This window comes from Streptomyces globisporus C-1027 (genome assembly GCF_000261345.2).
Classification (GTDB): domain Bacteria; phylum Actinomycetota; class Actinomycetes; order Streptomycetales; family Streptomycetaceae; genus Streptomyces; species Streptomyces pakalii.
On the sequence record NZ_CP013738.1, the window covers coordinates 4,336,302 to 4,362,446 of the forward strand.

Genomic DNA, 26,145 nt, shown 5'->3' on the forward strand with positions numbered 1-26,145 from the left:
CTAAGTTGCTGGAGATATGAGCGAACAACGACAACCAGAAACACCGGCCGCGGAGTGGACACCGCCGGAGGGGTCGTGGGCGTCATCGGCCGCGAACAGGCGGAGCATGCTCGGCAACCGGCATCGCGATACCGCACCCGAGCGGCTCCTCCGCTCGTTTGTCCATGCCGCTGGACTGCGCTACCGGGTGGCCGCAAAGCCTCTCCCGAAGATGCGTCGCACGGCTGACATGGTCTTCCGCCCGGTGAAGGTGGCCGTCTTCATCGATGGCTGCTTTTGGCACGGCTGCCCGGACCACTTCGTGATGCCCAGGACGAACCGGCCGTACTGGAAAGACAAGATCAGCCGGAACATCCAGAGGGACAGAGACACGGACAACCGCCTTGCGGAGGCAGGCTGGCTGGTGCTCCGCTTCTGGGAGCACCTCGAACCGCAAGCGTGTGCCACTACTGTCATTGAGACAGTGGCCGCCCGGCGGGCGGAGGCCTCGAATCGTCCGAGAAGGGCGTCGTGACCGCCGCGTCGATGGCGGCCGAGGTCAGCCGTGACGAGCCGCCTGGTCAGCTCCCGTCATAGGCCACCTGCAGCCGCACGGTGCCCTTAGCCGTGTGCAGGAAGGCGTCGCCCTGCCCGGCCAGAGCTTCGGCGCCGGTCTCATCCAGGATGATGCGGCTGTCAGTCGCGGTCTTGACCCTCAGCGCGAGTTGTGCGGGGAAGTTGGACCGGATGGTCGTCGAGATAACATCCGCGCTCGGACGCTGCGTGGCAGCGATGACATGGATGCCGGCGGCGCGTGCCTTCTGCGTCAGGCGCTTGAGTAGTGCTTCGATTTTCTTCTTCTCTTCGGGATCGCTGGTGAGGTCGGCGTATTCGTCCAGGACAATGACGATCCAAGGCTTTCGGTCCGCTTTGTCGACCTTGGCGTTGTACTCGACGAGTTTGCGGGTGCGGATCGCCTTCATGTCCCTATAGCGCACGGTCATCTCTTCGACAGTCTCCTCAAGAATCTCGATGGCGTCGGCGGCATCCATACCGATCTCGCCATCAAGGTGAGGGTCGTCCTCGAAGTCCACAAGCTCGGTGCCCTTGGGGTCGACGAGGCGGAGTCGCAAGGTGCTCTCGTCATACCGGACCAAGCCCTTGAGGATTGTGTCCAGCGCGACAGACTTTCCTGATCCGGTAGTGCCCGCCACCAACAAGTGCGGCGAGTCCGCGGAGGACAGATCGATGGTGACCGGATTGCCTTCGATATCTGCGCCCAGGGGGGTGATGAGGCTCTCGGGAGTGGCCGGGCACTGCTGCCACAGCGCGGTTGCATCGACCCCGTATTTCTCGTCGTCGATCTTGGGGATCTCGAAGAGCACGGAGCCGCGGTCGCTGCGGGTACGAATGCTGAACCCGGAGGGGAGTGCCAGGGCCAGAAATATCTCGTCGCGTCGGTTGGTTAGCTTGTCTACGGTGACCCCAGGATCGGGGATGAACCGAAAGATGTAAAAGCCGGGACCCTCCTGCCACTTGCCGTTCTCTGGAGCGGTGACTCCAACCTTGTGGCGATGGAAGACGTCGAGAACTTTGTTGTATCGAAGTCTCAACTCCTCCTCGCCGAGCCCACCGCGGTGACTATTCAGGTTGTCAAGATCGTCCGCTGCTCCGATGCCACCGGCAACTGTTCTGCTTGGTATGGGCGTTCGGGCAGTCGCTACGGCAGCCTCGGCAGGTGCTGCCTGCTCTTCCTGGGCGAAGAGTTCGGAGGAAGTGCCTGAGGTGGGGTTGGCGACCACGTGGGGGATCTTCGCGGGTTCACTTAGGTTCCAGGAGGCAACGAGGTGGTCGGCATCTGTCGGGTCCTGATTGGCGCGCAGAGCGCCGATGAGATTCAACAGCTCGCGTTTGTTCAGTCTCACCAGGGTGTGCCTGCCGAAGGCGTTGACCGCCGGAGCCGGCTGGTCGTCCTCGGCTGAGATGGCCACGGCAACGCCGGAGACTTGACCGAGTTGAACATCCGCAGAGCGCAGGGCGTCTAGGACCTTCGCTTCGACCTGGCGATGGTCGTCCTTGCCGATCGTGGTGCGCGCTGGAAGGTCTGCGGCCCGTAGGGCGTTTCCGCTGGTCTGAGCGATTGCGGCGGCCAGCTCGTCCAGCCAGAAGGGGCGGTCGTGGCGAGCTTCGCCGCCCGAGCGGAAGGCATCCTTGCACAGGTCGGTGGTGCGGTTGAGCTGTTCTTCCGCTGAGCCGACGTCGAAGGTCTGGCGGAACTTGGACTCGGCGACCAGGACATCCAGGCGAACGACGCCGTCGTCCTGGACCGTCAGTATGAATCGCCCCAGATCGGCACGGGTTTTGTGTCCGCGACCGAACCACCGGTGGTGCTCGTCGAAGCTGATCCAGGTGATCAGGCTCGTGCCCTGCTGAGGGATGGGAAACTGCTGGTCTATGACAAACCGCGTGGCCACTAGGCCGACAACTTCGTTGACCGTGGTGCCGATGCCGAGGGAGCGCAGCACGGCGCCAGGAGCCACGTTGCGGCCAACCTCGTAGATTCGCCGAGCGGTGCTTTCAGAGTCCTGCGGAGTGACGACGCCGATTTGCTCCAGGCGGCGTCGTAGTCGTTGGACGACGAACTGCTTGCCAGTCTGTGAGCTGACGATGAGGGTGTACGACTCGTTCTTGCCGACACTCGGCTTGACGAGGATGACGTCTGGGCGGTTACGCAGGGCATCGATCTGCTCACGGCCAATGAAACTGTCAAGGGTGACGACCCAGTGGGCCACGCTGTGCAGTTCGGCGAACAAATCCTGATGCTGGTGGAATTGCACCTGCATCTCGAAGTAGTCGATGCCGTCGACACTCTCCCGGGAGACCGGGGAACTGCGGTCGTAGCGCACGCACAAGGTGGACCAGGACTCAAGAGTCTCGTCGGCGGTTTCGGGCAACAGCGCTTTCACAACGTTCTCGCTGGTCTGCGCCAGGTTGTGTGATGCCGGGTGCTTCCAGGGGTTGAAGGAGCCCGACAAGGATTCCTTCTTAGTGCTTTCCTTGATGCTGGTCTGGGTGCCGAACAGCGCCGGAGCCAGGGCGAGGTCAATGGTGCCTCGCAGCCCGGACAGGTCCGTTGTCTGGTCGGGCTCCCATGCCTGCAGGATGAGTTGAACGTCGGGCAGGAAGCTGTCCTCGGACATCTCCGCGCCAGAGAACTGCAGGTCGAATCCCTGGATGATCTCGTGATGGGTGGCCTGGGGAGCCAGGACCACCAGATCAACTTTCAGACGGGGATTCTTGGTCCGTACCTGCTTGGCTACGCGCACGGGCAGTACAGGGTCGCCGTTGCGGTCCAAAAGCAGTACGCGTAGGCCGTCAAGCTTGTGGGGGTAAGTCGTCAGGTAGTCGGTGATGACGCGGACCATCTCGTCGATCGCGGCCTCGTCGACACTGGAGAGCCATTCCTTGGACTCGTTGCCGCCGCGACGGACCGGTGCGTATTCCTCATGGCCGGCCGATTCCCGCATCGGGATGGCGATCGTGCCGCGCGGCCCGACGAGGACCGCCGGTGTTCCGTGTGGAGAGATGCGGTCAATAGCGTCGAAGAAGAGATCCTCGTTCTCTTGGTTGAGACTCAAGCCACCCTCTTTGTTGAGGGCAATCTCAATGCTGTTGGAGGTCTCTGCGTAGTTCCTTGCCAGCCATCGCAGTTTCAATGGGTGGGTGGCCAACATCATCATGCGGTGATCGGCCAGCTCAACGACGTCGGCAAGCACGACTGCCTCGAGGTCTGCATCCGGAGCGTTGTCGGGAACCAGGGTGGTGCGGGCTTCGCGGAGGATGTCTTCCCACTCGCGCACGTATTCGCCGATGTTCGTGGCGTCGAGCCCTTGGGAGAATCGCTCGAAGTGCTTGCGCTTGAGGCGGTCCAGCCGACCGGCGAAATGGGTATCAGGGGCAGGAGCCGGTTCGTCGGTCTGCCACTGTCTGGGGTCGTTGAAATTCTCAAGGAAGGTGTCGAAGGTCAGATTGCTGGCGTGGGCAGGGGGGTTTTGACAGTTGCTGATGAGAGCTGCCAGCGCTATCTGACCGGGGATGCCCATGGGGTCCCAGCGAAAGCGTCGCTGGGCGGCTTCGTCCATTTCGACCAGGAAGCGCAACGGCGCCCACTCGATATTTAGCTCGAATGGCTCTTGGGTTTCTTGATTATCCGGTAGGGACGGCTTGGTCACATCCAGCAGGCAGTCTTGGACCTCTAGAGTGAGACGGAGGCTGGTCGAGTCCTGGATGTCCTGCAGGGTGCGTGCGTACAGGAAGGCGAACAACCAGCGGCTCCACCTCCCGGCTTCCTGGTTTCCTTCAAGTCGGACGACGACGGAGCCTTCTTCTTCGTCGGAGAAGTAGGTCAGTTCGCGCAGCAGGGCACGCAGTGGGTCCTGGACGAACTGAGAGTCTGGGAAAGCGAGTTTCTCAACTTTGCGGCGTGAACGCTTGGACAGCAGGTCGGCTAGCGGTTCAGCGCCACCGGCGGGTGTCTCGTCAAGAAAGCGCTGGGCGGACTCCTGGTCTCCGCGGTCAAGCGCTTCTTCGATCATCATCGCGTCGAAGTCGTCGACCCGGTCCGCGGCAGCCCTCAAGATCTCCTGCTTAACCTGCTGGCCAAGGCCAATCTTCTTGGACTTCTGCTCGAAGACCTCAAGCCAAAGGGTCAGGTCCAGCCCACTGCGCAGTTGACGACGATCCTGGAGGGCAGGCCCACGGTGATTGAGTACGAGGTCGCGCATGCGCGTTTTGACAGCCTCTGAATCCGCACCGATGTGTTCCAGAGATTCCTCGCTGAACTCAGCCGAGTCAATGCGGTCTATCAGGTCGTCCGCGGTGATTTCCTTGCCGGTGGGCTGCTTGAAAGCACTGACGCATACGTTTTTCTTGATCCGGGCGGGCAGTGCGGCAGGCTTGGCAAAAAGGCTCCGGTCCGGGAAGAGGCCGAGAGCGGGCAAGGCTGCAGAAATCTCGGTACAGACGACGTCCGGTGTGTGGACTTGAGTTGCGACGACCTTCTGCGCCGTCTCGACGAGGAAAGCAGCCCAGCGGTGCAACGACAGGGGATCTTCATCGGTGACGGCACGCCAGATCTCGGGTAGGGAGCCGGCCATCACGGCCGGAACGGTTCCGCTGCCACCTGCCTCCCGCCATACATCCGCCATAAACCTGTCGAATCCACGCTCGCTGGAGGTGTCGTGGTGGTCGCCGAGGATTGGGGCGTCGTCAAGAGCGCTCATGGCTGCCAGGCCCTCTGCGTCCGGAGACTGCCCCCACTCGAACAGCAGCACCGCGCTGCCCTGCCCGGAATTTCGCCACTTGGTCAGCTGGTCCCCCCGATCCAGCAGGAAATCATCCGGTACGCCATCGATCTGTTCCGACGTGCCTACCTTGACTACAACCTGAAGTTCCGGCGACTCGGACAGCCTCTGGGCAGTGTGACGGAGGGCCTCGGTTACGGTCGGCGGATCGAACCCGCTGATACGCAGACCGACACGGGCGCCGCTGGTCTCAATGACCTTGCGTAGTGCTTCATCGGCGATGAACCGGCCAAGCGCTCGGGTGCTGCTGTCGGTCAACGGGGCTCTCCTCGTACCATGCTGGTTGCGTCTGAATACTGAGTGAGCAGACCGATAGCGGCCAGCTTGTCGCGGAAGGCCTTGCCGTTGTGTTCAAAGACCGATGGGTCGACCTCATGGACCAACGGGCTCACAGCTGCGACCGTTTTCTCCGTCACCAGACCGTAGTTCGTGTACATCAGCGCACAGAACTGGTCGAACTCCATCTCTGTGCCCTGCGGGATGGTGGCAGACACCAGGGCCTCAAGCATCGGTGGCTTCATGGTGAAGTGCCGGCGCCCGGCCGTCGCGTTCAGGGCTCCCACAGCGGCGAGGGTTTCACTGAAGAACGCTCGAGGCGATGCGAAGGCGTTGCCGGTCTCCTTGGTGAATCGCTCGTAGCGGCCCTTCTTAGCCTCGTCGCCTTCGGCTTCGTTGATCATTTCCCGGGCCTGGACGTTGATCGCGTTGGCGATGTCGTTGCGGAAGCTGGTGAGGTTCTTCTGCGACACGCTGCGCAGCGGGGTTGCCTCGTTGCCGAAGTCCAAGAGGATCGACTCGCCATCGGTGAGGCCCAACTTCGCGCGTGCGAGGCGTAGCTGGTGGCGAGCCAAGCAATAGGGGACCCAGTGCATGAGGCTCTCGGTGCGCTTGGCCCGGGGTGTCGTAGTCCGGGCGACGATGTTACGAGCCCCAATCCTCAGCAGGCCAGGCCACGGGCTGAGGTCCTCGTACAGGTCAATGTCTCTCTCTGAATCGTCTTCGTAGGGCTCTTCGTCGTAGTCGAAGTCATGGGCGCTGAGTGCCTTTGCGAGGCTGCCAAGAGGGGTGCCGCTGTCCCGAACGAGGTCATCAAGGCCCTGCCGGGTCGCTTCCTTGCGGTCAGGATCAGGGTCAGTACGCAGGACCTTGTAGGCCCAGCCCCCAGGGCCGCGGAAAAGATAACGCTCAATGCTCGGAGCCTTCGCCTTGACCTTGGCCGGTAGCTTCCTGGCCTGCTCCTTCTTCTTAGGGGTGGCGCCGCGTTGGACGATTGGTCGCTCGACTGCGTCGTAGTGGATGAGTTCACCCACGAACGGATAGATGTGCGCCCCGAACCAGTTGGGCTGACTGCGGCGTCCCGGAATTTCGACCAACAGAGAAGAGAACAGGGCGTGGAGCGTCTCCAACGTCTCGGGCGAGTCCAGCTCGACCGCCTTGCTGAGTTCTTCGTCTCCCTCAACAATGGGGGCCCTGGTAGCGATCCGCCGAGCCAGGTCGTGCGAGGTCCTTTTGTAGGCGATCCGGTCTCCGGCATCCAGGAGCCCCGCGTGCTTCTCGGGGTCTTCCTCATGTGCCAGGTAGACGCCGCGGGCGATCGCGAGCATCTCCAGCGGGACGTAGAAGCCTCGGCCCTGCTGCTCAAGATTCACCCCGAAGAGGCGGCGGACGACCTCTGACTTAGAACGGTCAGCCATTACGCCCGCACCGACCTGATCTTGTCACCGACGTCGATCATGAGCTTTCTCATGACGTTGCCCACGAGGACCTGGATCTCGTCGTCCTTGTTCAAGGAGTCAGCCAGATCTGCGAGAGACCCGGTCAGCCCGCGGATCTCGGCCTCGTGTTGCGTCTCGCTACGCAGCCCTGCGGCCCACCGTGTCAGCAACTCGAAGCGCAGAAGATCTACTTCGACCGAAACTGCCCCCTGGCCAGGAGTGACGGCCGGGATCCGGATGAAGATGGAGCGGTTGAGCCACTCGACTGCATTCCGCATGCCCGGAATGTCGCCCGTTTGGCCTTCCTTCTGCCACTGGGTGACCTGGTCGACCACCTCGACGTTCTTGCTGGACACCCGTCGGGAGATGACGGCCGCGCGGGCGCGTTGAGCAAAGAAGGCCGGGTCGAGCACGAGGAAGTCAGGGTTGCTTCCGGGGCGGTGGATACCCTGGACGGCTTCCAAGCCCTTGAGGAAACGGTCGCGCACCGAGGTGTCAGCCAGGTACCCTCTGTCGTTCTGGACAGTGACGAAGTCGTCGCCGGCCTGCAAGCCCATGCGGGCAAACCGGTCCTTGCTGTCGATGCTGTTGAAGAAGTCGGCACGGCGCAGGAACGTGTACAAGCCCCTCAGCTGTTCGGCCTGCTTCTGCGAGTCCCGGGTCGTACGGGCCTTCTGCAGGTAACTTTTGGGGTCCCCCGGAGGAAAACGGCCGGCTGTATCCGGATCGAGACGGTCGTCAACCTGGCGACGAGAGACCTTGCCCGGGTCCAGCTTGCGTAGCGTGAGGAATGCAGGAACACGATGACGCTGTTGCGGGGTCAACTGATCGCCGAAGAGCGCCTGGTGGTACAGGTGAGGTGCTTGCCACAACCTGTTGGAGTGCGACCGCTGGTACTTGGCGTGGACGTTCTCACAGGACAGCCCACCAGTGATCATGTAACTGGTAACCGAGAGCGCCTGACGAGTCGTAACAACAGCTCCGGCGCGCTCGGCGGCAGCGAACAGTTCCCGGACCGCGGCCCGGCGCTGAGGCCCGTGAGTGGCATCGTTCAACTCGTTACGATTGGCTAGAATCGGGCAGACCTCACGTGCATCACACGTCTCACAGGCCTTCCACCGCGACCATTGTGGGGTCGTCCACTGCCTCAGAACCCAGGGGACAAAACCACCAGTGCGACCGTCAGCCGCTACGGACTGGTAGTTGAGGTTGATGACAGTGACTGCGCCTTCGGGGTCGCTGACCTGCCCACGAGCAATGCCATCTGTAAGGGTCTTCACCAAGATCTTGGCGCGCCCCGTGCCGCTGCGGTTGAGGTCGTCTTCGGCAACGCACTTACGCAGCTGGCCCTCGTTTGCGCAGATGATCGCAACCCCATTGCCCGGGGGGTCAAGCAGCTCCACGAGCTTCTGGGCGCCCGCCTGAAGGCTTAGCTCGCTGAGATCCCTGAGTATGTAAAGCGGGCGCCCGCTACGGGTCAGGGCAACAGGGCGACCGGCGTCACCGTCCTTGAGCAACTCGCTGAAGACTGTCCTTCGGACATCTGATGGGACCGTTTCGCCACCCATCCTCAGCTCGGCCAGTAGGTTGGCGCACAGGCTCGTCTTGCCGTGCCCGGCGTCCCCGGTGAGGACGATGGTCTTCACGGTTGGTTGCTCGATGGCGCTCACCAAGTACTCCAGCGTCACCACGGGGTACGGCGACTGTGTCCGGTCCGCCTGGTCCGCCTGCTCGTAGATCATCTCCGAGGCGTCGACATCGAACGGCTGGTAGCGACGTATCCGTTGGACGTGCTTGTTGACCTCGAGCGGCATGCTGCTGTCCTTCGTCGACCGGGCAGTGAGCGCTGAAGAATTTTAGCTGGCAACGTTGCTGACGGTCGATCAAATGCGGTGCCGGAGGCTGAAGTACGTCTGACTCGCCAGCGGGGGAGTGGGTGGGGCCCTTGAGGGTCCCGGATTGCTGAGGCCGGCGCTGAGGCACTCGACGCTGACCGCGATTCGTGCAAGACCGGCCGGGGTTGCGGGACCTACTGACGCCGAGCCAGCAATAGTGCCGCAGGTGAGGGCCGATGCCGAGATGGTTCAGGGCGCTCGTGATGCTGGCATACAGGGCCTAGACGCGTCGTGATCGGCACGTCGGGCGCCACCGACCTACCGGTCTACCGCACGCCTTCATCCTTGATCGAGTACCATGACCGCTCGTTCCGCCGGTTCTACAAGCAAGGGCAGATGGGGGGCACGCGTGGGTAAGCAGTACCCCCTGCAGGCTAAGCGGCGGCCGAAGTTTGAGGAGGGCGTCGGCTCCCTGCGAGTCGTGGACCTCTTCGCGGGCTGCGGTGGCCTAACCCTGGGTGTTGCCCAGGCAGCTCACAAGCGCGACGTCTCGCTTGACGTTCGTCTCGCGGTTGACTTCGAGGCGGCTCCCACCAAGGTCTTCAAGGCCAACTTTCCTAAGGCCAACGTCCAAGAGGGAAGCGTTGAGTCCTACTTCGACGGCGACCTCGGCGCATCGTTGACTACTCAGGAGATTGCGACGCGGTCAACGGTGGGTGAGGTCGGACTCTTGATCGGCGGACCGCCGTGTCAGGGGCACAGTAACCTCAATAATCACACTCGCCGAGATGATCCCAAGAACCGGCTGTACCTGCGTATGGCTCGTGCCGCAGAGGTTCTGCGCCCTCGGGCGGTAGTCATTGAGAACGTGCTGGCCGTTGTCAATGACAAGCAGCAGGTGGTTTCCCGCGCCATCGTTCACCTTAGAAAGCTTGGATATGACGTTGCCACCAGTCGTATTGACCTGCTGAAGCTCGGGGTTGCTCAGACACGCAAACGCCACATACTGCTGGCTATCCGCGAAGACGCGCTACCTTTTGGCTTCTCGGCTGCCGACCTGCTGCAGGTCGAAGATCACAAAGCCGCAGCCCATGACTTGCGTTGGGCGATCGGTGACCTGCTCGACGTCCGACCGAAGTCATTCTTTGATGAGGCTGCCGTCCCCAACGCGGATAACCAGCGGCGTATGAAGTATCTCTTCGAGAACGACGAGCACAACCTGCCGAACGAAGAACGCCCTGAGTGTCATCAGGGCGAGCACAATTACACCTCGATGTATGGTCGCTTGTGGTGGGACCGTCCGGCTCAGACTATTACCAGCGGTTTCGCTACGATGGGTCGCGGACGCTTTGTCCACCCTGAAGTTCCGCGGTGTCTGACCGCCCACGAGGCCGCGCGTATCCAGGGTTTTCCGGACTATTTCAAGTTCGTCGATGAAAGGATGAAGCCTCGCTACGAGCTGACTCGCACCGAGGTTCAGGTAATCATCGGCAACGCTGTACCTCCGCCCCTCACTGAGGCGCTGACCTCCAAGCTCTTCGACGCTGAGGTACTGCTGGTGAAAGATGACGCTTCCCTGCAGCTTGAGGACGACTTCGCTGCCGCTGCCGCTGCCGCAGTCGACCTCGCCTGCTGAGCCTGCAACGGGTTGACTCCACCCGAGGGCATTCGCGATTGGCGAATCGCCGGCTGGTGGTTCATCAGATCCCTTGCCGTGGTTGGCTTGCAGCTCTCGTTGCGAGCCCGATGAGCTCCTCGGCTGCTCCTGCGCGGTCAGCGCGTAGTGCACGACGAAGTTTTAGTGAGCTCTTTCACTAGTCCACCAGAGCTGGAGCGATCCATTCGAGTAGCGCCACCTACGCAGGCAGCCCTTGGCGCTAAATTCACAAGCGAGGGCGGCGGAGCGGCTTTGGGGTGGCGCTGCTTTGGCGCGAGTGATCATGGCCCCGTAAGCTTCCGGCGCGTCGGGCAGTCTGTGGACCTGCCCGCTAAAGCACGACGTTGGGGCCATGATCTTCGAGGCTCGCGCCAAAGTGGCTCCGTAAAGCCGTGGAGCCGACGGCCCCAGCCACGGCGTACCCCTTCTCTGGTATCAGGTGGCTGCATGCTGTGAGCGCGGCACGGGCGCCGGCCGGGCTGGAGCGGGGCGGAGACAGGAGCGCAGGCCCGGCCGGGGGCCGGGCCGCGCGCGGGGAGCGGAGCGATCCGCCTTGAACCAGTAGAGAAAGTTTGAATCATGGCGGGCCTTTGAGGCCGCTGCTCTCGCCGGCCTGGGCGTCGTTTCCGCCCTGTGGTGTAGAACCCTGGGTATGGGGAGTGAGCGGCAGGAGCGGATGAAGGTGCTAGGTGCGCGTCTTCGGGCATTGCGTGCTGAGGCCGGCCTGTCTGGTGCAGCGTTGGCCCAGGAGGCCGGGGTCGGGCAGCCCACCGTGTCCAAGGTGGAGAACGGGCGCATGGTCCCCAGCTCCGATGTGCTGGAGCGCCTGGCCCGCGCCCTCCTTCTCGATGAGGCCACCTCGCGTGAGGTGCGGGATCTCTTGACCGCCGTTGAGAGCGCCTCGGACCGGGCGGCAGTGGCCACCCCGCCTCTCGGCCTGACCGTTGATGACGCCGTGCGCTCGGCTCAGCTGGTGCGTTCGTTCCAGTGCGTGGTTCTGCCGGCCATGTTGCAGAGCGCCGAGTACGCCCGGCACGTGTTCAGCAGCGCGCCGAACGCCACTCCGGAAGCCGTGGGAAGTGCGGTCGCTGCTCGGGTGGAGCGGCAGAGCGTGCTGTACGAGCCGCAGCGGGAGTCGGTCTTCGTGATCACCGAAGCCGTACTGCGGACCTGGCCGGGAACGCCGGACCTGATGCTCGCCCAGTTCGATCGGCTGTTGGCCGTTGAGAGCCTCACCACGGTCCGCCTCGGCATCGTCCCCTGGCGTCGGCCAATGCCGCTGATGCCTCGGCATGGGTTCACCCTGTGCGACCAAGAAGCCGTGGTGATTGAGACCTTCGACCGCGAGCGGGTGACCGTCGATTCGGGCGAACTAGTCACGTACGAGGAGGAGTTCGAGCGCTTCAAGGGCGCGGCGGTCTTCGGTGGTGAAGCGAGGGAACTCCTGTTGCGTGTGATGAAGGAGTTCCAGGGTTTGGGTCCGGCCGCCCACTCATAGAGGAATAATTCCTCAAAATGCCTGGCTTGAGCTTGCGCATGGGAATACTCTGCCTTCGGGATGTCTAGTCCCCTAGACGATGGCGAGGAGTGTTCATGCGTACCGAGTGGTGCCGTGCTTTCCCTGGTCTGGCCGGGGAGGTGGCCGAGGCCCGTCACTTCGTGGCTTCCCTGGTGGAAGGCCATGCCCCTGTCGATGACGCCGTTCTGGTCGTGAGCGAACTGGCGACGAACGCGGTCCGGCACTCCCTGAGCGGAGCGGACGGCGGATGGTTCCTGGTGGTCGTCGGTTTCGGGGACGATCTCGTGCGGATCGAGGTGATCGACCAGGGCGCTGAGTGCGAACCGCGTCTGTGTGAGGCGACTGATCAGGAGGAAGGCGGTCGCGGTCTCTCGCTGGTCGCGGGGTGCGCCAAGGACTGGGGAGTCGTGAACTCGGCTGACCGGCGCTCCGTGTGGGCGGACCTGGCGCGGGGGAGCGCGTGATTGCGTACTTCCCCCTCGGCGCGCTGAGCGGTCGGCGGTGAGCCCTCGGGGTGTGCCTCGGAGGCGTAGCGGGTTCTACGTGGTCAGCGTTCGTACGGGACGGCGCCTCCCGCCCGTTTTGTCTAGAGGGCTAGACTCCTGGCACGGGCTAGGAGGTGAGGTCATGTCGGACGAGTTGCGGCGCATCGTGGCCATTGATGATCCGTATCTGCTCCTGCGTGAGGTCACGACGCGGTTGGCCGACGCGCAGCAGGAGGTGACCGAGCTGGCCCGTCTCCGCCGTCGCGTGGTGCAGGACCTACACGCTCAGGGGCTGTCCTACGCGCAGATCGCCGCGAAGGCGGGACTCAGCCGCGGGCGTATCCACCAGATCCGGCATACGGGCCCCGCCCCCGAAGGCGCGTTCCTCGGCCGGGGCAGTGTCACCGTCGCGACGCCGCTGCGGCGGGACGACGAGCGCGGTCGTACGGTCGTCGCGGTGGACGATGTCAGCTCCGGCAAGCGGCTGGAAGAGCTGGCCCGGTCGTACGGGCTTGACGTGACCTCGGAGCACGTCCCGGTTACGGGAGCGATCGACCTCGACCGCGACGGCCTGGTCGTCGTCTGTGGCCCTCGCATGTCCCAGGAGATGTGGGACACGTACGCGCAGGACCCCGTCCTCGCATGGGAGCGAGCGGAAGACGGGCCGTGGACCGTGGTCGACCGGAAGACCGGCCTCGTGCACCGCTCGGGGCAGGACAGTGCGCCGGCCCGGCCGTACGACGTCGGATACCTCGGGAGGCTGCCACGGCCGGACGGACAAGGGACGCTCCTCGCCATCGCGGGTATCCACACGCAAGGCTCTCTGGGCGTCGTGCAACTGCTCACCAATGACCTGAACACCTTGTGGGGGCAGGTGGGCGATCAGCGGTTCTCGACGCTCGTGGGTGTCGAGTACGACCCGGACACCAGTGAGCCTTTGTCCGCCGAACTGCTCTGCCCGCTGTACCGGCACGACGAGGTGACGTCGGTGTGAGAGCGGCCCTCGCCACGCTGGCGGCCGATGCCGACCACGAGAACGAAGACTTCGCCGCCGCTGCACCCGGCGTCGCAGTCTTGCTCGACGGCGCCGGGGTCGCGGGAGCCGAGACAGGTTGTTCGCACGGCGTCGCCTGGTTCTCCGCGAGTCTCGGCGGCCTGCTGTTGAGCAGTGTCACCTCGCGCCCTACCCGGCCGCTGACGGACTGCCTTGCCGATGCGATCGACCGCGTCAGGCGCCTGCATGAGGACACTTGCGACCTGGTGCACCGGGCCAGTCCGACCAGCACGGTCGTCGCCGTCCGCGTCGGTGCGGAAGCTGTCGAGTACCTGGTTCTCGGGGACTCGTCCCTCCTCCTGGCGGACAAGGACGGAGCCGTGACGGCAGTCAGTGACCGGCGTCTGGATGAGGTCGGCCGGCAGCTGCGCGGGCCGCTCGACTCCTTGCCGACGGGTACGCCTGAACACGCTCGCGCACTGGCTGAGTACCGTGACGCTCTCACCGGCCGTCGCAATCGGCCCGATGGCTTCTGGATCGCTGGGCCCGACTCCTCGGCTGCCGAGCACGCCTTCGCCGGCACTCTTCCGCGGAGTGCCCTGGCTTCGGTGACGCTGCTCAGCGACGGCGCGACACGGCTCGTGGATCGCTTCGAACTTGCCTCCTGGCGTGAGGCGTTGGACGTCATCAACTCACCCGGGCCCGAGGAGCTGATTCGAAGCGTCCGGGCGGCTGAGGCAGATGACCCTGACGGGCGGCGCTGGCCTCGCGGTAAAGCGCATGATGACGCCACCGTTCTGCACTGGGTGCTGGCCTAGCTCGGAGCACCGGCGCCACGCCACCCTGAATACCCCCCTAGACAGTTGATGGCGCGTCGGTTTACTGTGAGCGTCAACCCCCCTAGACAGTTCGGGTGGGTCGCCCCTCGCTGTCTAGGGGGGTATGCAGCCGTCGAGTCGCTTGCGGCTCCATCAACCAGTGAGGTTCAGAAGATGCGTGTCATCCCCGTAGACGTCTCCGCCGCCACCCTCCTCGTCACCAAGTTGCCCGAGGTGAAGGTGAAGGACCGCCAGACCGGCGAAGTCGCCGTCGACCCGACGACGAACCAGCGACTCATGGTGCTGGAGCTGGTGTTCATCGCGCAGGGTGGTTCGGACATGATCAAGGTGACCGTCCCGGAGCCGGGCATCGGTGAGGGCCTGGTGATGGGCGCGCCCGTCATCCTGTCCGGGCTCGTCGCGCGGCCGTGGGAGAGCGAGTTCGGCGGTCGGATGCGCCACGGCATCGCCTACCGGGCCGACGCTGTCATGGTCAACGCCGCTGCTTCGGCGCGGGGTTGAGTGCCATGTCCGACGTCGTATGGGCATTAACGCTCTGCCTGGCGGCCGTCGCCGCGCTGCTGGTGCTGCGTCGTCGTACGCCGGTCGCCTTCTGGTGGCTCGTCGGCTTTCCCATCGTCGCTCTGCGCGTCCTGGCGACCTACCGGGCCACCATGGACGCCTGCGGGCTGACGGTTCCGGCCTCCGCCGTCCGCAGGGCCACAGCCCGCCTCGTTGGGCGGGAAGCCGCGCCCGTGCCCCCGCACCGCTCATTGCCACGGCCGACCGGGGCCGGCCTCGTGATGAAGCTCCGCATGGCGACCGGACAGGCGCCGGAGGACTTCTTCGCCTCTGCCGACCGCCTGCGGCACGCCTGGGCCGCGCACGCCGTCCACATCCGCCCGACCCGTCCGGGCTGGCTCGAACTGCGCCTGATCGGCTGGGACGTGCTCGCGGACGTGAGGCGTCCTCGGCGTAAGCCGGATGGCGGCGGCCTGCTGTCCCTGCCGCTGGCGCTGCGGGACGACGGTCGTTGGCACGTACGGGACTTCCGCACCGTGCCTCATGAACTCATCCTCGGCGCCACGCAGTCCGGGAAGTCCGTCTACCTTCGCAACCTGCTCTGTGGCCTCGCCCGGCAGCCGGTCGTTCTCGTCGGGATCGACTGCAAGTGGGGTGTAGAGCTGGCTCCGTTCGCGCCCCGGTTGTCGGCGCTGGCCGATACGCCGGACCGGGCGAACGCTCTGCTGGATGCCCTGTTGGACGAGATGGAGGCACGGTTCCGGCTGATCGGAATGACCTCCGTCCTCGGCGCGGACGCCGTACTCACCTCGGATGTGTGGGGGCTGCCGTACAGCGATCGTCCGGTGCCGGTCGTGGTCGTGGTGGACGAGGTGGCCGAACTCTTCCTCGCGGCGAACCGTGATGACGAGAAGCGCCGGGACGCCATGGTCACCAAGCTCATTCGCATAGCGCAGCTCGGCCGTGCCGCCGGCATGTATCTGGAGGTGTGCGGTCAGCGCTTCGGCTCGGAGCTGGGCAAGGGCGCCACCATGCTCCGGGCGCAGCTCACCGGCCGGGTCTGCCACCGGGTCAACGACGAGTCCTCCGCGAACATGGCACTGGCCGACATCTCAGCCGAAGCGGCTCTGGCCGCAACCGCCATCCCCGCTGACCTTCCTGGCGTCGCGATCGTCGGTGATGCCTCCGGCGGTTGGTCGCGCGCCCGCTCCCCGCACCTCACGTTGGACGACGCGGCGGCCGTATGCCGTGCCACCTCCGGCCTGGTACCGGAACTGCCGCGCCTCGACGCGTTCCGCCCGGCGGCCTCGACCGTCGCTGTGGAGGCCGTCCCCTCCACGAGGCCCGTCGCCCGACCGGTGACCGACTAGCTCATTCGCTCCCCACGGTCGGCGTGACCGCCTCACGCCGTGTCCCTACCCCACCCATGCCTCGCACCGGAAGGGAACAGCACCGATGCGCGCCCACCTCGCCCGCTTCGATCCCGTGCTCGTGCAAGCCGTCATCGCGGGAGCCCTCTCCTTCTCCCACCTGCACGACCTTGCCGAAGCCGCAGGGCAGGGCGGATGGAAGGCGTGGGCCTACCCGGTCAGCGTCGACCTGCTGCTTGTCGCGGCCTGGCGCCGGATGCGCGAACAGCAGCGCGCCGGACAACCTGCCGGAGGACCGCGTCTCTGGTTCCTCATCGCCCTGGCTGCTTCCCTCGGAGCCAACGTCGCGACGGCAGGACTCCTCGACCTGGAGCACGTCTCCGCCCCGCTCCGCGTGGTGGTGGCCGGCTGGCCCGCCGTCGCCTTCTTCGGCGGCACGCTCCTCGCTCACGCTCCCCGTCCAGCGGCGGTCCGTACGAACCCGATCCCGGAGCCGCCTACCCCGGATCCGCCCGCTGCCGTGGCGGTGGACGACGAGTCGGGGCCGGTCAGTTCGGCTCCTCAACTCTCCGCCGCTGAGGCCTCCGAGAAGTCGACGCCCGCTCCCGTCCCCGTATCGCCTCTGCCGCCCGCCCTCGTGGAGCGCGTCCAGTCGCTGGCGGCGGAGTACCGCGCCTCCACCGGCAGGGCGGCCGATGCCGACACCGTACGGACCCGGCTCGGCCTCCCCGCATCCATGACGCCGTCCGTCGCCGCCCACCTCTGAGAAGGAACCCCGTTCCATGACCCCGCGCTTCCGCAACGTCCGTCGCATCGGCCCCGTCCAGGTCGCCACGTTCCTCGCCCGTGGCCGCAACCAGCACCTCGCCGCCTGTACCGCGCCCCGCTGCGACTTCTCCGCCGAGTACGACAGTCGCCCCGCCGCCGAACTGGCCGCCCGTACCCACCGCTGCAAGGCCTGACAGGAGGTCGCCCCCATGCACGTACCGCTCTGGTTCGTCGTGCTCGTCGTCGCCGTCCTCGGCATCCAGCTCGCCCGCCCGCCGTGGTGGCTGGTCGTGCTGCTCCTGCTCGGCGGCTACCTCGTCGCCAACAGCTTCCTCGCCCCCGCCGTCGCCGGTCTCCTCGGCTGACCCGAAGAAGGGACCACGTATGTTCTCGCCGAAGTACCCGACCCCGGACACCCCGCCCGCCCACGTCCCGGCTCCGTACGTCCCGACCCCGCTCCAGGCGGCCCCGGCTCGACCGGCCGTGCGGCTCACTCCCGGAAGCGTCCTCACCCTGGTCGCCGGCGGCGGCGCCCTGGTCCTGGTCGTCGGCACGGTCCTGGTCTCCCTGCTGCTGGCGGTCGCGGTCACCGCCGCATCCGTCGCCGTCTGCGCCGTCGTCGTCCGCTCGATCCTCCAGAGCGACCGCCGCTGATCCCCGCTCTCTCGACGCCTTGGCCCGCCCTTGCTGTCTAGCCCCCTGGACGGCTTGGGCGGGCCTCAGCCCCCATCAAGGAGGAACCTCACGTGAACCCCCAGGCTCCCGATGCCGGGGCGCTCCGCCAACTGGCCACCCTCGCCCGGTACGGCGACCTCGGCGCTCACGCCCGGCAGATCCAGCGCCTCGGCGGCTGCGAGCGGCCCGTCCGACTGGAAGGCCATCGCCTCGACGTCCACGCCATGACCGGTGAAGTCGTACGGGAGATCACCAGCGCCACACTTCCCGCCGGTCAGCTCCTCGTCCGTTGCAACAACCGCCGTACCACCCGGTGCGCGGCCTGCGCCGAGACGTACCGCAAGGACACCTTCCACCTCATCACGGCCGGTCTCACCGGAGGAAAGGGCATCGCCCCGGCTGTCGCCCATCACCCTCTCGTCTTCGCCACTTTCACTGCTCCCTCCTTCGGGCCTGTCCACAACCGCCCCGGAACCGGCCGCTGCCGCTGCGGGCGGCTGCACAGGGAAGGGGACCCCGTCCTCGGTACGCCGCTCAACCCTGACCGCTACGACTACCGCACCGCCGTGCTCTGGAACGCCCACGCAGGTGCCCTCTGGGCTCGCTTCACCACCTACCTGCGCCAACAGCTCGCAGCCCGCGCGGGGATCACGCGTACCGCCCTGGGCCAGTGCCTCAAGGTCTCGTACGCCAAGGTCGCGGAGTACCAGCGGCGCGGAGCCGTCCACTTCCATGCCGTGATCCGCCTCGACGGCCCGGAGGGCGCCGAGGACGCCCCGCCCGGATGGGCCACGACCGCGCTGCTCACCGACGCCATCCGGTCCGCCGTCCGCCTGGCCGAGGCTCCGGGGCCGGTGCTGGAGGGGCGCGCCCATACCTTCCGGTTCGGTGAGCAGCTCGACATCCGTCCGATCCGGTCGGCCGACTTCACCGGTACCACGAACCTCACCAGCAGTGCCGTCGCGGCCTACATCGCCAAGTACGCCACCAAGGGCGCAGAGGCCGCGACCGGCACCCTGGACCGGCCCCTTCGCAACCCCGTCACCGATCTCATCGGCGCCGACGTCAGTGACCACGCGCGGCGCATGATCCTCACCTGCTGGCGCCTCGGTGGCCTGCCGGAACTGGAAGACCTCCGCTTGCGCGCTCGGCTTCCGCGGCCACTTCTCCACCAAATCCCGCGCCTACTCCGTCACGTTGGGCGCCCTCCGCCAGGAACGCGCCGACCACAACGAAGCCCTCACCCGCGAACGCGCCATCGCTGCCGGCCACCCGCTTCCGGAGCCGGACACGGTCCTCGTCCTCTCCCACTGGCGCTTCGCCGGAATGGGGCTGACCGATGCCGAGGCCCTGTTCAGCGCCTTACGACCGCAGTCACCCGACAAGACAGGAGAGCCCCACCATGCGTGATGACGAACTGCTCACCGTGGCCGAGGTGACGAAGCGTCTCCGGCTCGGCCGGTCCACCGTCTACGACCTGATCCGCACGCGGCGCCTGCCTTCGGTCACCATCGGGCGCTGCCGCCGGATTCCTGCCGTCGCCCTGCGCCAGTTCATCGCGGACGAGATGGGGCGGGCGGCCTGATGACGAAACGACGTAGTCGCGGTGACGGCGGCCTGCACTGGGACGAGAAGCGGCAACGGTGGATCGCCACGGCGAACCTCGGCTTCGACCCGAGCGGCAAGCGGATCGTGAAGCGGGGGAGTGGCAGGACCAAGACCGAGGCGAAGAACAAGCTCAAGGAGGTGTTGCGCGATCACGAAGATGGTCTGGCCATCGCGCCGACCAACTACACCGTGAAGGACGCCGTCACGGACTGGCTCGCCTACGGTCTGGCCGGCCTTGACCCGAGCACCGTCGCGACGACCACGCTTCTCAGCGAGAAGCACGTCATTCCGTCGCTCGGCGCCCGCAAGCTCCGCGATCTCAGTGCGGAGGACGTTGACCGCTGGCTGGCCAAGAAGTCCAGGACGCTCAGCACCCGCACTCTCCAGGGCCTTCACTCCTGCCTGAACCGGGCGGTCAAGCGGGCCATGGCCCGGGACAAGGTCAAGCGGAACGTCGTGGAGCTGTGCTCGGTACCCCAGGGGCAGTCCGGGCGACCATCGAAAGCCCTCACCTTCGCCCAGGCCGAGGCCGTTCTCCGAGGAGCTGAGGGAACCTCGATGTACGCCTACATCGTCGTCGCCCTCCTGACCGGCGCTCGCACCGAGGAACTGCGGGCCCTCACCTGGGACCACGTCTTCCTCAAGGGACGGCCCGACCTGGTCCCGCCGCAGCCTCCGCACATCGCCGTGTGGCGGTCGGTCCGGCGGAGTGGCGACACCAAGACCCGCAAGTCCCGGCGCACGCTCGCCCTGCCAGCACGCTGTATCGATGCGCTCTGGCGGCAGTACGAGGATCAGGGCTGGGACCGGCTCGCCGCCGACGACGAGTGGGAGGAACACGGGCTCGTCTTCTCCTCGGCCGTCGGCAAGCCGCTCGACGCTGCCAACGTCCGCCGTGCCTTCCGCCAGGCGCTCAAGGACGTCGACGGGGTCGACGCGGCCGAGTGGACGCCCCGGGAGCTCCGGCACAGCTTCGTGTCACTGCTCTCCGATCGTGGTGTTCCGCTGGAGGAGATCTCGCGGCTCGTCGGTCACTCGGGGACGGCCGTGACCGAGGAGGTCTACCGGAAGCAGATCAGGCCGGTGATCCAGACGGGCGCCGTCGTCATGGACGGCATCTTCGGCGCGGACCCACGGAAGCCGTAGGCACGCAGAAAGCGATAGTCACGCAGATAGACACACAGCAACGCCAGAGGGCCCTTACCGATTCGGTAAGGGCCCTCTGACCTGGTGCTTAGCTGTCGGGGTGGCGGGATTTGAACCCACGACCTCTTCGTCCCGAACGCGATGGTGGCTCAAATAAACTCGTGTACCTGTCGTTTGGATGTGCTGGCACGCAAGGCCTTGTCCGCGGTCGTCCATGGGCGTATGAGGAAGGCTGCAGTCTTTGGCCCCCCGTTTGGCCCCCGGGCCCGGCCAGAGTCAGGTGGGCCGACACCCGCTCTAGAGTTCCAGCCGAGCGCCAGCGCACTCCGCCACTCTCGCGCCACGACGACCGAGAAGGGGGGTCGGTGTACGACACGAGAGAGCCGTCGGGAGTCACGGCGTGCACCGGGGTCGTCGTGACGCCACAGGTGGCCCTGCGTCAGCGAAGCGGCCAACGGAGCAACAGCGGTGGACCGGCTGCACGTCGGGCACTCCACACGTGGCCGGTTTCATCACCACGCCAGTGCGTTCGTGACTACCGTTAGACGTCACTCCACATCACCGCTCCCTGCGTAACCGCCATTCAGTCTGGCGATCACGCCGAAATCCTCGATGCTCGACCGCAACGCATCGTGACGACGCCTGGCCCATTGGGGGCGGTGGATCGGGTTGAACTCCCCGTTGTCGAACTGGTTGACTTCCTCCACGCTCTCAAGAAGCCTCGCGAGGTTGCTAGCCGAGTCCCGAACGCTCTTTGCTGCCTCGTGGACAATGGAGGGTCCTTCAAGGCCGACCACTCGGACAGCGGCCAACACTTCTCCGAGGCTGCGCACTTCGCTGACCACGTTCCGGTGCGCTTGCAACCGGGCTTCTGAGAGCTCTGACGGGATGCCCTGCGACCGATCGCAGAGAGCCTCAATCAGCTCTGCCGCCGCATCGATCTGACCTTCCGTTGCCTCCTCGTATCTGTTGGCAGCGTTCAGCAGCAGCGTGTACGCCTGCTGTTGAGCAGTCCGTCGTGCAACGTCCAGGGCGCCCTGATAGGTCTTGGTGGCTGCCTCCATGGTGCGCTTCCCCGTGATGCTCGCTGAGGCCATCGCAGCAACACCACCGATGATGGCCCCACCGAACGCTCCCCCGACCCCCACCAACGCGACCGTCAACTCAGCGCTCATGGGCAGGATCCTGCCCGGGCCTACAGGAAGCATCAACCAGTTCGGCGCAATCTGCGAGCGAGCCCCCGCGAGGGAACTAGACGAAGACGAGTAGCCGCGAGCCTTGGGCGGTAGGCCAGTGGGCGTCGGACGGCGACCGTGGCGCCGGGTGGACGGCACTACCGCACCCGAGGGCGATCCATACGGGCCCTCAATCCGTTTGCCGTGCAGGCCGTGGCCCTCGCAGTGCCAGGCGAGCTCAGCCTTGCCATAGGCACCACATCGACTGTCAGAGGGTGCGACTACTACCCTTTCAACACCCATCGCGGGTTCACTTGAGACCACGCTGTGCACCCAACGGTTCACTTTGATGCGCGAGTTACTGACTTCAGCTACAGTGCTCCTCATGACAGAGCAGGAGCAGGTCGTCGCAGACCTGTCTAAATCTGACGTGTTCGCTGGGATCTGTTGGGCAGTCGCTTCCGCCTACGCAGACACGATGCGCGGCTACGATCCTCGTCGGGGCTACCAGCCGGGAACCATCGGCTACATAGCCCACGGGCTTATACGCGACCGCATGGACCGAGTCTTCTCGTGCGGGGACTACCGGCTGCCTCCTGGCCTGCCGGCAGAAGCCGGGTTGGACGCGATTCGGGAAGGCTTGCACCCCGACGACGCTGCCACCATGCCGCGCCTCGATCCCCAGTTGGTTTCGTCTTCCCCGCTGAACAACTCGCCCGGTTGGCAGTTCGGATCGATGCGCTGGCTCCTGCAGTCCTTCGAGTTCGGCTCGATCCGAAGAATCCCCTGGGCGAGAAAGAGCGCGACTAAGCGGAGCGTTGCGTCTCATCCGGACCCTGAGCCTGCCCAGATGGACCTGTTCTCGGCGTTGGAAGAGCCCGCGCGAGGCTTGGTGTTGCTCCCCGACGAGGAAGATGATGGCGTAGATACCTTTGTGCTGGCGCACAGCATCCATGAGGACCTGAGGGAACGCGAACTGTTCTTCGGGCGCCCCAACCTCGTCCTGCGCCAGTCATGGCACTGGAGGTACGACCTCATCGCGAACCCGCCGGCTCCAGGTGGGGGCATCCCCATCGGCCTCGGGCCTCAGCCGTACACTCCGAATCCGAACGAAGTTGTCTCCGATGCTCCCGTGCGCCTCCGCAAGACGCCGAAGGAGCGAAACAGTAGCGAAACGAGTGGTTGAGCATGAGTTCTCGTCACCGGTCCTCGGTCCAGGTCGGTGATGTGTCACAACTCTTCGACGGGAAACGCTTGAGGTTGGCCCGCCAGTTGGCGGGCCTCCGAAAGAATGCACTCGCCGACAGAGTCGACAAAACACCCACAGCGATCGCCTCGTACGAAAAGAACACGAAACGGCCAGCCCCGGCAACCGTGGCTCAGCTAAGTTTGGCCCTAGGCGTCGACCCATCCTTTTTCCTTCCAGGGCCAGTGGAGTTGGACTTTTCGGATGTAGTAGCGCACTTCCGATCCCTGCGGTCCACAACACAGTTGGCTCGGGACCAGGCGATTGCTTACGGGCTGGCCACGGTGGAGGTGGCAGCGACCCTCGAAAGGCACGTCGAATTCCCCGTCGCACACATTCCGAACCTGGAAGTGAGCGACGATAGCGATTCGCCGGAGGAGGCTGCTAATACTCTTCGAGCATCCTGGGAAATTCCGGCCGGTCCGATTCCTCACCTGGTGCGCACAGCCGAGAATGAAGGCGTTCTCGTCGTGTTCAGCGCGCCAGCAAGCGCCAGCGTGGATGCATACTCGTTCGAGGGGATGTCTCGACCGGTAGTCGTACTGAACCCGGCGAAGCGAGACTACTATCGCCAGAGGTTCGACCTGGCTCACGAATTGGGGCATCTTGTCATGCATAGTGACGCAGAGCCAGGTTCGGCCAAAATTGAAGCACAAGCCGATCGCTTCGCCGCAGAATTCCTCATGCCCGCCGACCAGATCTCGGATTCATTGCCGGGTAAGGCAAATTGGGGAAGGTTGCAGCAACTAAAAGAGTCTTGGGGAGTCAGCCTGCAGGCCCTCCTGTACCGGTCGCGGGCGCTTGGCGAGATGAGCGATGTCACGTACCGAAATGCAATGATGTTCCTTAGTTCGAAGGGTTGGCGCAGGCAGGAGCCAGGGGTAATGCCAATTCTTGAGCAGCCATCTTTGCTCCCTGGTTCGGTTTCCCTTTTGAGTAATTCGGGGATTTCATGTCAGGCGCTAGCCGAGGAATCCCGAGTCCCCATAAATCTATTTAAGCAGATCTGCTCCAGATCTCCCCTTCCTTCTATTGACAGCCGGGAGGAAAAAGTGCAGGAGCTCCCGTCTGGGGTCGTGTCGATTTTCTCAGAACGCCGTTAAGCGCCTATGGCAAGTGGTTGGGTGGCAGTTGCACGGGCTCGGGTCCGGGGTTTCCGCGGTGCGAGTTGGCCAACCGGTTCTAACCCCGTGCGGCTAAGAGGGGCGGCGCGGTGATGGTGGTCACCTGAAAGGCCGACTCGGGTCTGCATGCCACACTTCACGGGCGTTATCCAGAGCGCGAACGGGAGTGGTCAACTGGCGCGGATCGGATCCTGATCATTGGACCACTCGGCGAGAGCAGAATATCAGGGTGCAAGGGAATCAATTTCCTCATTTTCCCTTCGCTGGTTAGGTAATGCTCATACCAAGACAGTTCCGCGCTCCTGTTCTGCGGCGTCGCAATCAGCGGCACCACCTCCGAGAACGGATGATGGCGTCCCCGGAGTGCAGTTTTAACTGCTCACCAGAGGATGCGGACCTTCCGTCAAGTCTGTGAATCCGTGAATCGCTGGGCGCGTACGGCGCTGCGCGAGCCAGCCCGAAACACGCGGCCCCCCGTTCACTGCCGCTCCCTCGAGAACGGTGCGGACGTGGTCAAATCCGTGGCGCAGGTAGTAACGCTGAAGGGCTTCGTTTGTCGTCCAGGCATCTAGGCGGAGCCAAGCGGCGCCCGCTCTACCCGCCCGCTCTCCGGCCCAATCGAGCAGTCGGCCCCCGAGGTCATGTCCGGCGTGCGTGCGGGCCACGGTGAGCTTGTTGACGAACATCGACGGCTCTTCGAGCTCTCGGGGTGTCCAGAGACCGTCTTCGGCGTCGGAAGTGAGGGTGATAGTTGCGGCGGTCGCGTCCTCATCCACCACCATGAACACCGTTCCTGCGTCGATGGTCTTGAGCAGCCGGTCAGCCGGATATGGGCGCTGCCACTGGTCGGAGCCTTGCTCACTTAGCCAAGCTGCCGCCTCCTGCCGAAAGGCCAACAGCTTCTCGACATCGCTCGGCTCTGCGTTCTTGATGATCACTGAACTGCATCCTCACTGCGGGCGGACACGTCACCGATCTCGTAGTTCATCCGGTTCAGATCGCCCCGGAACGTGGTCACGGTGCACCGAATCGGCGCAGTTGCTGAGTACCCAGTGCGAGTCCAGAGCATGACCGGAACCCCGGCCCCCATCTCCAACAAGCGTGCTTCATCAGGGGTCGGCATCCGCGTCGCGATTTCGTCGAAATAGCCCACCTGTTCGACACCGAGGCCAGCCAGATACCGCGTCGTGCCCTCTGCGATGTCTCCCGGCTCCGTGAGGCGCGTTCCCTTCTCGAGCAACCACTCGGGATAGTGGGTCGCCTGCGTGGACCACGGGACGTCGTCAACGAACCGGTGGCAGAACCGAAGGACGGTGGTGGCCCCAGCCGGCACCTTTAGCCGTTCGGCCACGTACTCCGGCGCGGGCTGCATCTCAACGCGGAAGGTCTGCGACGGCTGTCGGCCGGCGTTCGTGACGTCGGTGCTGTACGCATCCCCGATTTGGGGAAAGCTCAGGTTCTCGAAGCGTGAGGCATTGAGCTGGAACACCTCGTGCTTGATCACCTCGTACCCAAGCCCCTGGCTCGACGCGACGAGTCCCTGGGTAACCAGCTCGCTCAAGCCCGATCGAACAGTGTTGCGCGAAGCATCGAAGCGGGCAGCCAACTCGCTCTCCGAAGGGAGCCTCGCGCCCGGCGGATAGGTGCCGTTGTCGATCTCGCGGCGCAGGGCATCGGCTAGCTGCCGGTACTTCGGTTGCTTCGTCATGCCTGCATGATGACGCACTCGCGCAACTTGTTGGTACATCTGCTCCTCAATCACTTGACTCCTCACCATCTGTGGGTGCAACATCACTGCATCAGCTTGTACCAACAAGTTGAGCAAGAGGTGCAACACCTTCAAGTGTGCCCACCTGTGCGCTATTCCTCGGCTCGTGAGCCGGAGGAACGCATCAGTGCTTGGTGAGTCCCGCTTCGGCGGGAGCCCCGTGTCTGGGGTTACCGCGCTCATCAGGGAGCTGCTGGTCTTTCTGAACTGAACAGTGTGTGAGTGATTCGACGGGGTGGAAGTCCCTGTCCCCGCGGACGGCCGGGTGATGCCGTCGGCGGCCCCTTTGAGGCGTGCTGGCTCTGGAGAACAGCCCTGGCGATCATCCCTCCATTCCTGGAGGTCAACGCCCTGGCTGCCACCTGGTACGTGCCGCTC

General features: G+C 64.8%; 22 protein-coding genes and 2 pseudogenes. 18 read left to right on the plus strand and 6 right to left on the minus strand.

Features of this window, described 5'->3' with window-relative positions:
* Positions 1 to 16: 16 nt before the first annotated feature.
* A complete protein-coding gene (locus WQO_RS35190) occupies positions 17 to 514 on the plus strand; it encodes a very short patch repair endonuclease (RefSeq protein WP_010064799.1) in 498 nt (165 codons plus the stop codon).
* A gap of 46 nt (positions 515 to 560) precedes the next feature.
* On the opposite strand, the gene WQO_RS18990 is transcribed toward WQO_RS35190, so the two are convergent.
* From WQO_RS18990 to WQO_RS19000, 3 genes are read right to left on the minus strand one after another with little or no spacing between them, the layout of a single operon-like run.
* The gene (locus WQO_RS18990) at positions 561 to 5,600 is read right to left on the minus strand and encodes an FtsK/SpoIIIE domain-containing protein (protein WP_010064798.1); all 5,040 of its coding nucleotides are present in this window, start codon (positions 5,598 to 5,600) and stop codon (positions 561 to 563) included.
* Positions 5,597 to 6,991, minus strand: coding sequence for a hypothetical protein (locus WQO_RS18995; protein WP_148660126.1), 1,395 nt, complete (start codon positions 6,989 to 6,991; stop codon positions 5,597 to 5,599). The genes WQO_RS18990 and WQO_RS18995 overlap by 4 nt, the downstream gene beginning before the upstream one ends.
* A gap of 44 nt (positions 6,992 to 7,035) precedes the next feature.
* Positions 7,036 to 8,871: a protein kinase gene (locus WQO_RS19000; protein WP_010064796.1), complete on the minus strand. Its 1,836-nt coding sequence runs from the start codon at positions 8,869 to 8,871 to the stop codon at positions 7,036 to 7,038.
* Between the two features lie 502 nt (positions 8,872 to 9,373).
* Between WQO_RS19000 and WQO_RS19005 the strand changes: the two genes are divergently transcribed.
* The 14 genes and pseudogenes from WQO_RS19005 (at position 9,374) to WQO_RS19065 (ending at position 20,454) form a co-directional block, all read left to right on the plus strand.
* Positions 9,374 to 10,528, plus strand: coding sequence for a DNA cytosine methyltransferase (locus WQO_RS19005; protein WP_158514068.1), 1,155 nt, complete (start codon positions 9,374 to 9,376; stop codon positions 10,526 to 10,528).
* 673 nt (positions 10,529 to 11,201) lie between these two features.
* Positions 11,202 to 12,047, plus strand: coding sequence for a helix-turn-helix domain-containing protein (locus WQO_RS19010; RefSeq protein ID WP_079055575.1), 846 nt, complete (start codon positions 11,202 to 11,204; stop codon positions 12,045 to 12,047).
* Positions 12,048 to 12,142: 95 nt separating this feature from the next.
* The gene (locus WQO_RS19015; RefSeq protein ID WP_010064791.1) at positions 12,143 to 12,532 is read left to right on the plus strand and encodes an ATP-binding protein; all 390 of its coding nucleotides are present in this window, start codon (positions 12,143 to 12,145) and stop codon (positions 12,530 to 12,532) included.
* A gap of 163 nt (positions 12,533 to 12,695) precedes the next feature.
* A complete protein-coding gene (locus WQO_RS19020) occupies positions 12,696 to 13,547 on the plus strand; it encodes a sigma factor-like helix-turn-helix DNA-binding protein (protein WP_010064790.1) in 852 nt (283 codons plus the stop codon).
* Positions 13,544 to 14,365, plus strand: a complete 822-nt coding sequence (locus tag WQO_RS19025; RefSeq protein ID WP_010064789.1) for a protein phosphatase 2C domain-containing protein — start codon at positions 13,544 to 13,546, stop codon at positions 14,363 to 14,365. The genes WQO_RS19020 and WQO_RS19025 overlap by 4 nt, the downstream gene beginning before the upstream one ends.
* Before the next feature lie 174 nt (positions 14,366 to 14,539).
* The gene (locus WQO_RS19030) at positions 14,540 to 14,887 is read left to right on the plus strand and encodes an SCO3933 family regulatory protein (RefSeq protein WP_010064788.1); all 348 of its coding nucleotides are present in this window, start codon (positions 14,540 to 14,542) and stop codon (positions 14,885 to 14,887) included.
* A gap of 5 nt (positions 14,888 to 14,892) precedes the next feature.
* The gene (locus WQO_RS19035) at positions 14,893 to 16,257 is read left to right on the plus strand and encodes an FtsK/SpoIIIE domain-containing protein (RefSeq protein WP_010064787.1); all 1,365 of its coding nucleotides are present in this window, start codon (positions 14,893 to 14,895) and stop codon (positions 16,255 to 16,257) included.
* 85 nt (positions 16,258 to 16,342) lie between these two features.
* Positions 16,343 to 17,023 (plus strand): DUF2637 domain-containing protein, encoded by a 681-nt coding sequence (locus tag WQO_RS19040; protein WP_010064786.1) that lies wholly within the window; start codon positions 16,343 to 16,345, stop codon positions 17,021 to 17,023.
* Between the two features lie 16 nt (positions 17,024 to 17,039).
* Positions 17,040 to 17,219 (plus strand): mobile element transfer protein, encoded by a 180-nt coding sequence (locus WQO_RS19045; protein WP_010064785.1) that lies wholly within the window; start codon positions 17,040 to 17,042, stop codon positions 17,217 to 17,219.
* Positions 17,220 to 17,234: 15 nt separating this feature from the next.
* Complete coding sequence (locus tag WQO_RS36425) at positions 17,235 to 17,390, plus strand: hypothetical protein (RefSeq protein ID WP_010064784.1); 156 nt, start codon at positions 17,235 to 17,237, stop codon at positions 17,388 to 17,390.
* A 19-nt stretch (positions 17,391 to 17,409) separates the two neighbouring features.
* Positions 17,410 to 17,679 carry a hypothetical protein gene (locus tag WQO_RS19050; protein ID WP_010064782.1) on the plus strand — a complete coding sequence of 90 codons (270 nt, stop codon included), beginning with the start codon at positions 17,410 to 17,412 and terminating at the stop codon, positions 17,677 to 17,679.
* Between the two features lie 92 nt (positions 17,680 to 17,771).
* Positions 17,772 to 19,110: pseudogene (locus WQO_RS19055) on the plus strand (replication initiator).
* On the plus strand, positions 19,103 to 19,285 hold the full coding sequence (locus WQO_RS19060) for a helix-turn-helix domain-containing protein (protein ID WP_010064779.1): 183 nt from the start codon (positions 19,103 to 19,105) through the stop codon (positions 19,283 to 19,285). Before WQO_RS19055 ends, WQO_RS19060 begins: the two are co-directional and overlap by 8 nt.
* A complete protein-coding gene (locus WQO_RS19065; protein WP_010064778.1) occupies positions 19,285 to 20,454 on the plus strand; it encodes a site-specific integrase in 1,170 nt (389 codons plus the stop codon). Before WQO_RS19060 ends, WQO_RS19065 begins: the two co-directional genes overlap by 1 nt.
* Positions 20,455 to 21,002: 548 nt before the next feature.
* On the opposite strand, the gene WQO_RS19070 is transcribed toward WQO_RS19065, so the two are convergent.
* Positions 21,003 to 21,629 carry a hypothetical protein gene (locus WQO_RS19070; protein WP_010064777.1) on the minus strand — a complete coding sequence of 209 codons (627 nt, stop codon included), beginning with the start codon at positions 21,627 to 21,629 and terminating at the stop codon, positions 21,003 to 21,005.
* A gap of 385 nt (positions 21,630 to 22,014) precedes the next feature.
* On the opposite strand from WQO_RS19070, the gene WQO_RS19075 reads away from it, so the two are divergent.
* The 3 genes and pseudogenes from WQO_RS19075 to WQO_RS35195 all read left to right on the plus strand — a co-directional run bounded on the left by WQO_RS19075 (position 22,015) and on the right by WQO_RS35195 (position 23,978).
* Positions 22,015 to 22,815 carry a hypothetical protein gene (locus WQO_RS19075; RefSeq protein ID WP_029182783.1) on the plus strand — a complete coding sequence of 267 codons (801 nt, stop codon included), beginning with the start codon at positions 22,015 to 22,017 and terminating at the stop codon, positions 22,813 to 22,815.
* A gap of 2 nt (positions 22,816 to 22,817) precedes the next feature.
* A pseudogene (locus WQO_RS36860) lies at positions 22,818 to 23,036 on the plus strand (helix-turn-helix domain-containing protein); the annotation flags it as partial.
* 129 nt (positions 23,037 to 23,165) lie between these two features.
* On the plus strand, positions 23,166 to 23,978 hold the full coding sequence (locus WQO_RS35195; protein ID WP_237274221.1) for an ImmA/IrrE family metallo-endopeptidase: 813 nt from the start codon (positions 23,166 to 23,168) through the stop codon (positions 23,976 to 23,978).
* Positions 23,979 to 24,370: 392 nt separating this feature from the next.
* On the opposite strand, the gene WQO_RS19080 is transcribed toward WQO_RS35195, so the two are convergent.
* Positions 24,371 to 24,937 (minus strand): GNAT family N-acetyltransferase, encoded by a 567-nt coding sequence (locus WQO_RS19080; RefSeq protein WP_010064773.1) that lies wholly within the window; start codon positions 24,935 to 24,937, stop codon positions 24,371 to 24,373.
* Entirely contained in the window at positions 24,934 to 25,707 is a 774-nt protein-coding gene (locus WQO_RS19085) for a GntR family transcriptional regulator (protein WP_029182782.1), read from the minus strand. The genes WQO_RS19080 and WQO_RS19085 overlap by 4 nt, the downstream gene beginning before the upstream one ends.
* Between the last annotated feature and the right edge of the window lie 438 nt (positions 25,708 to 26,145).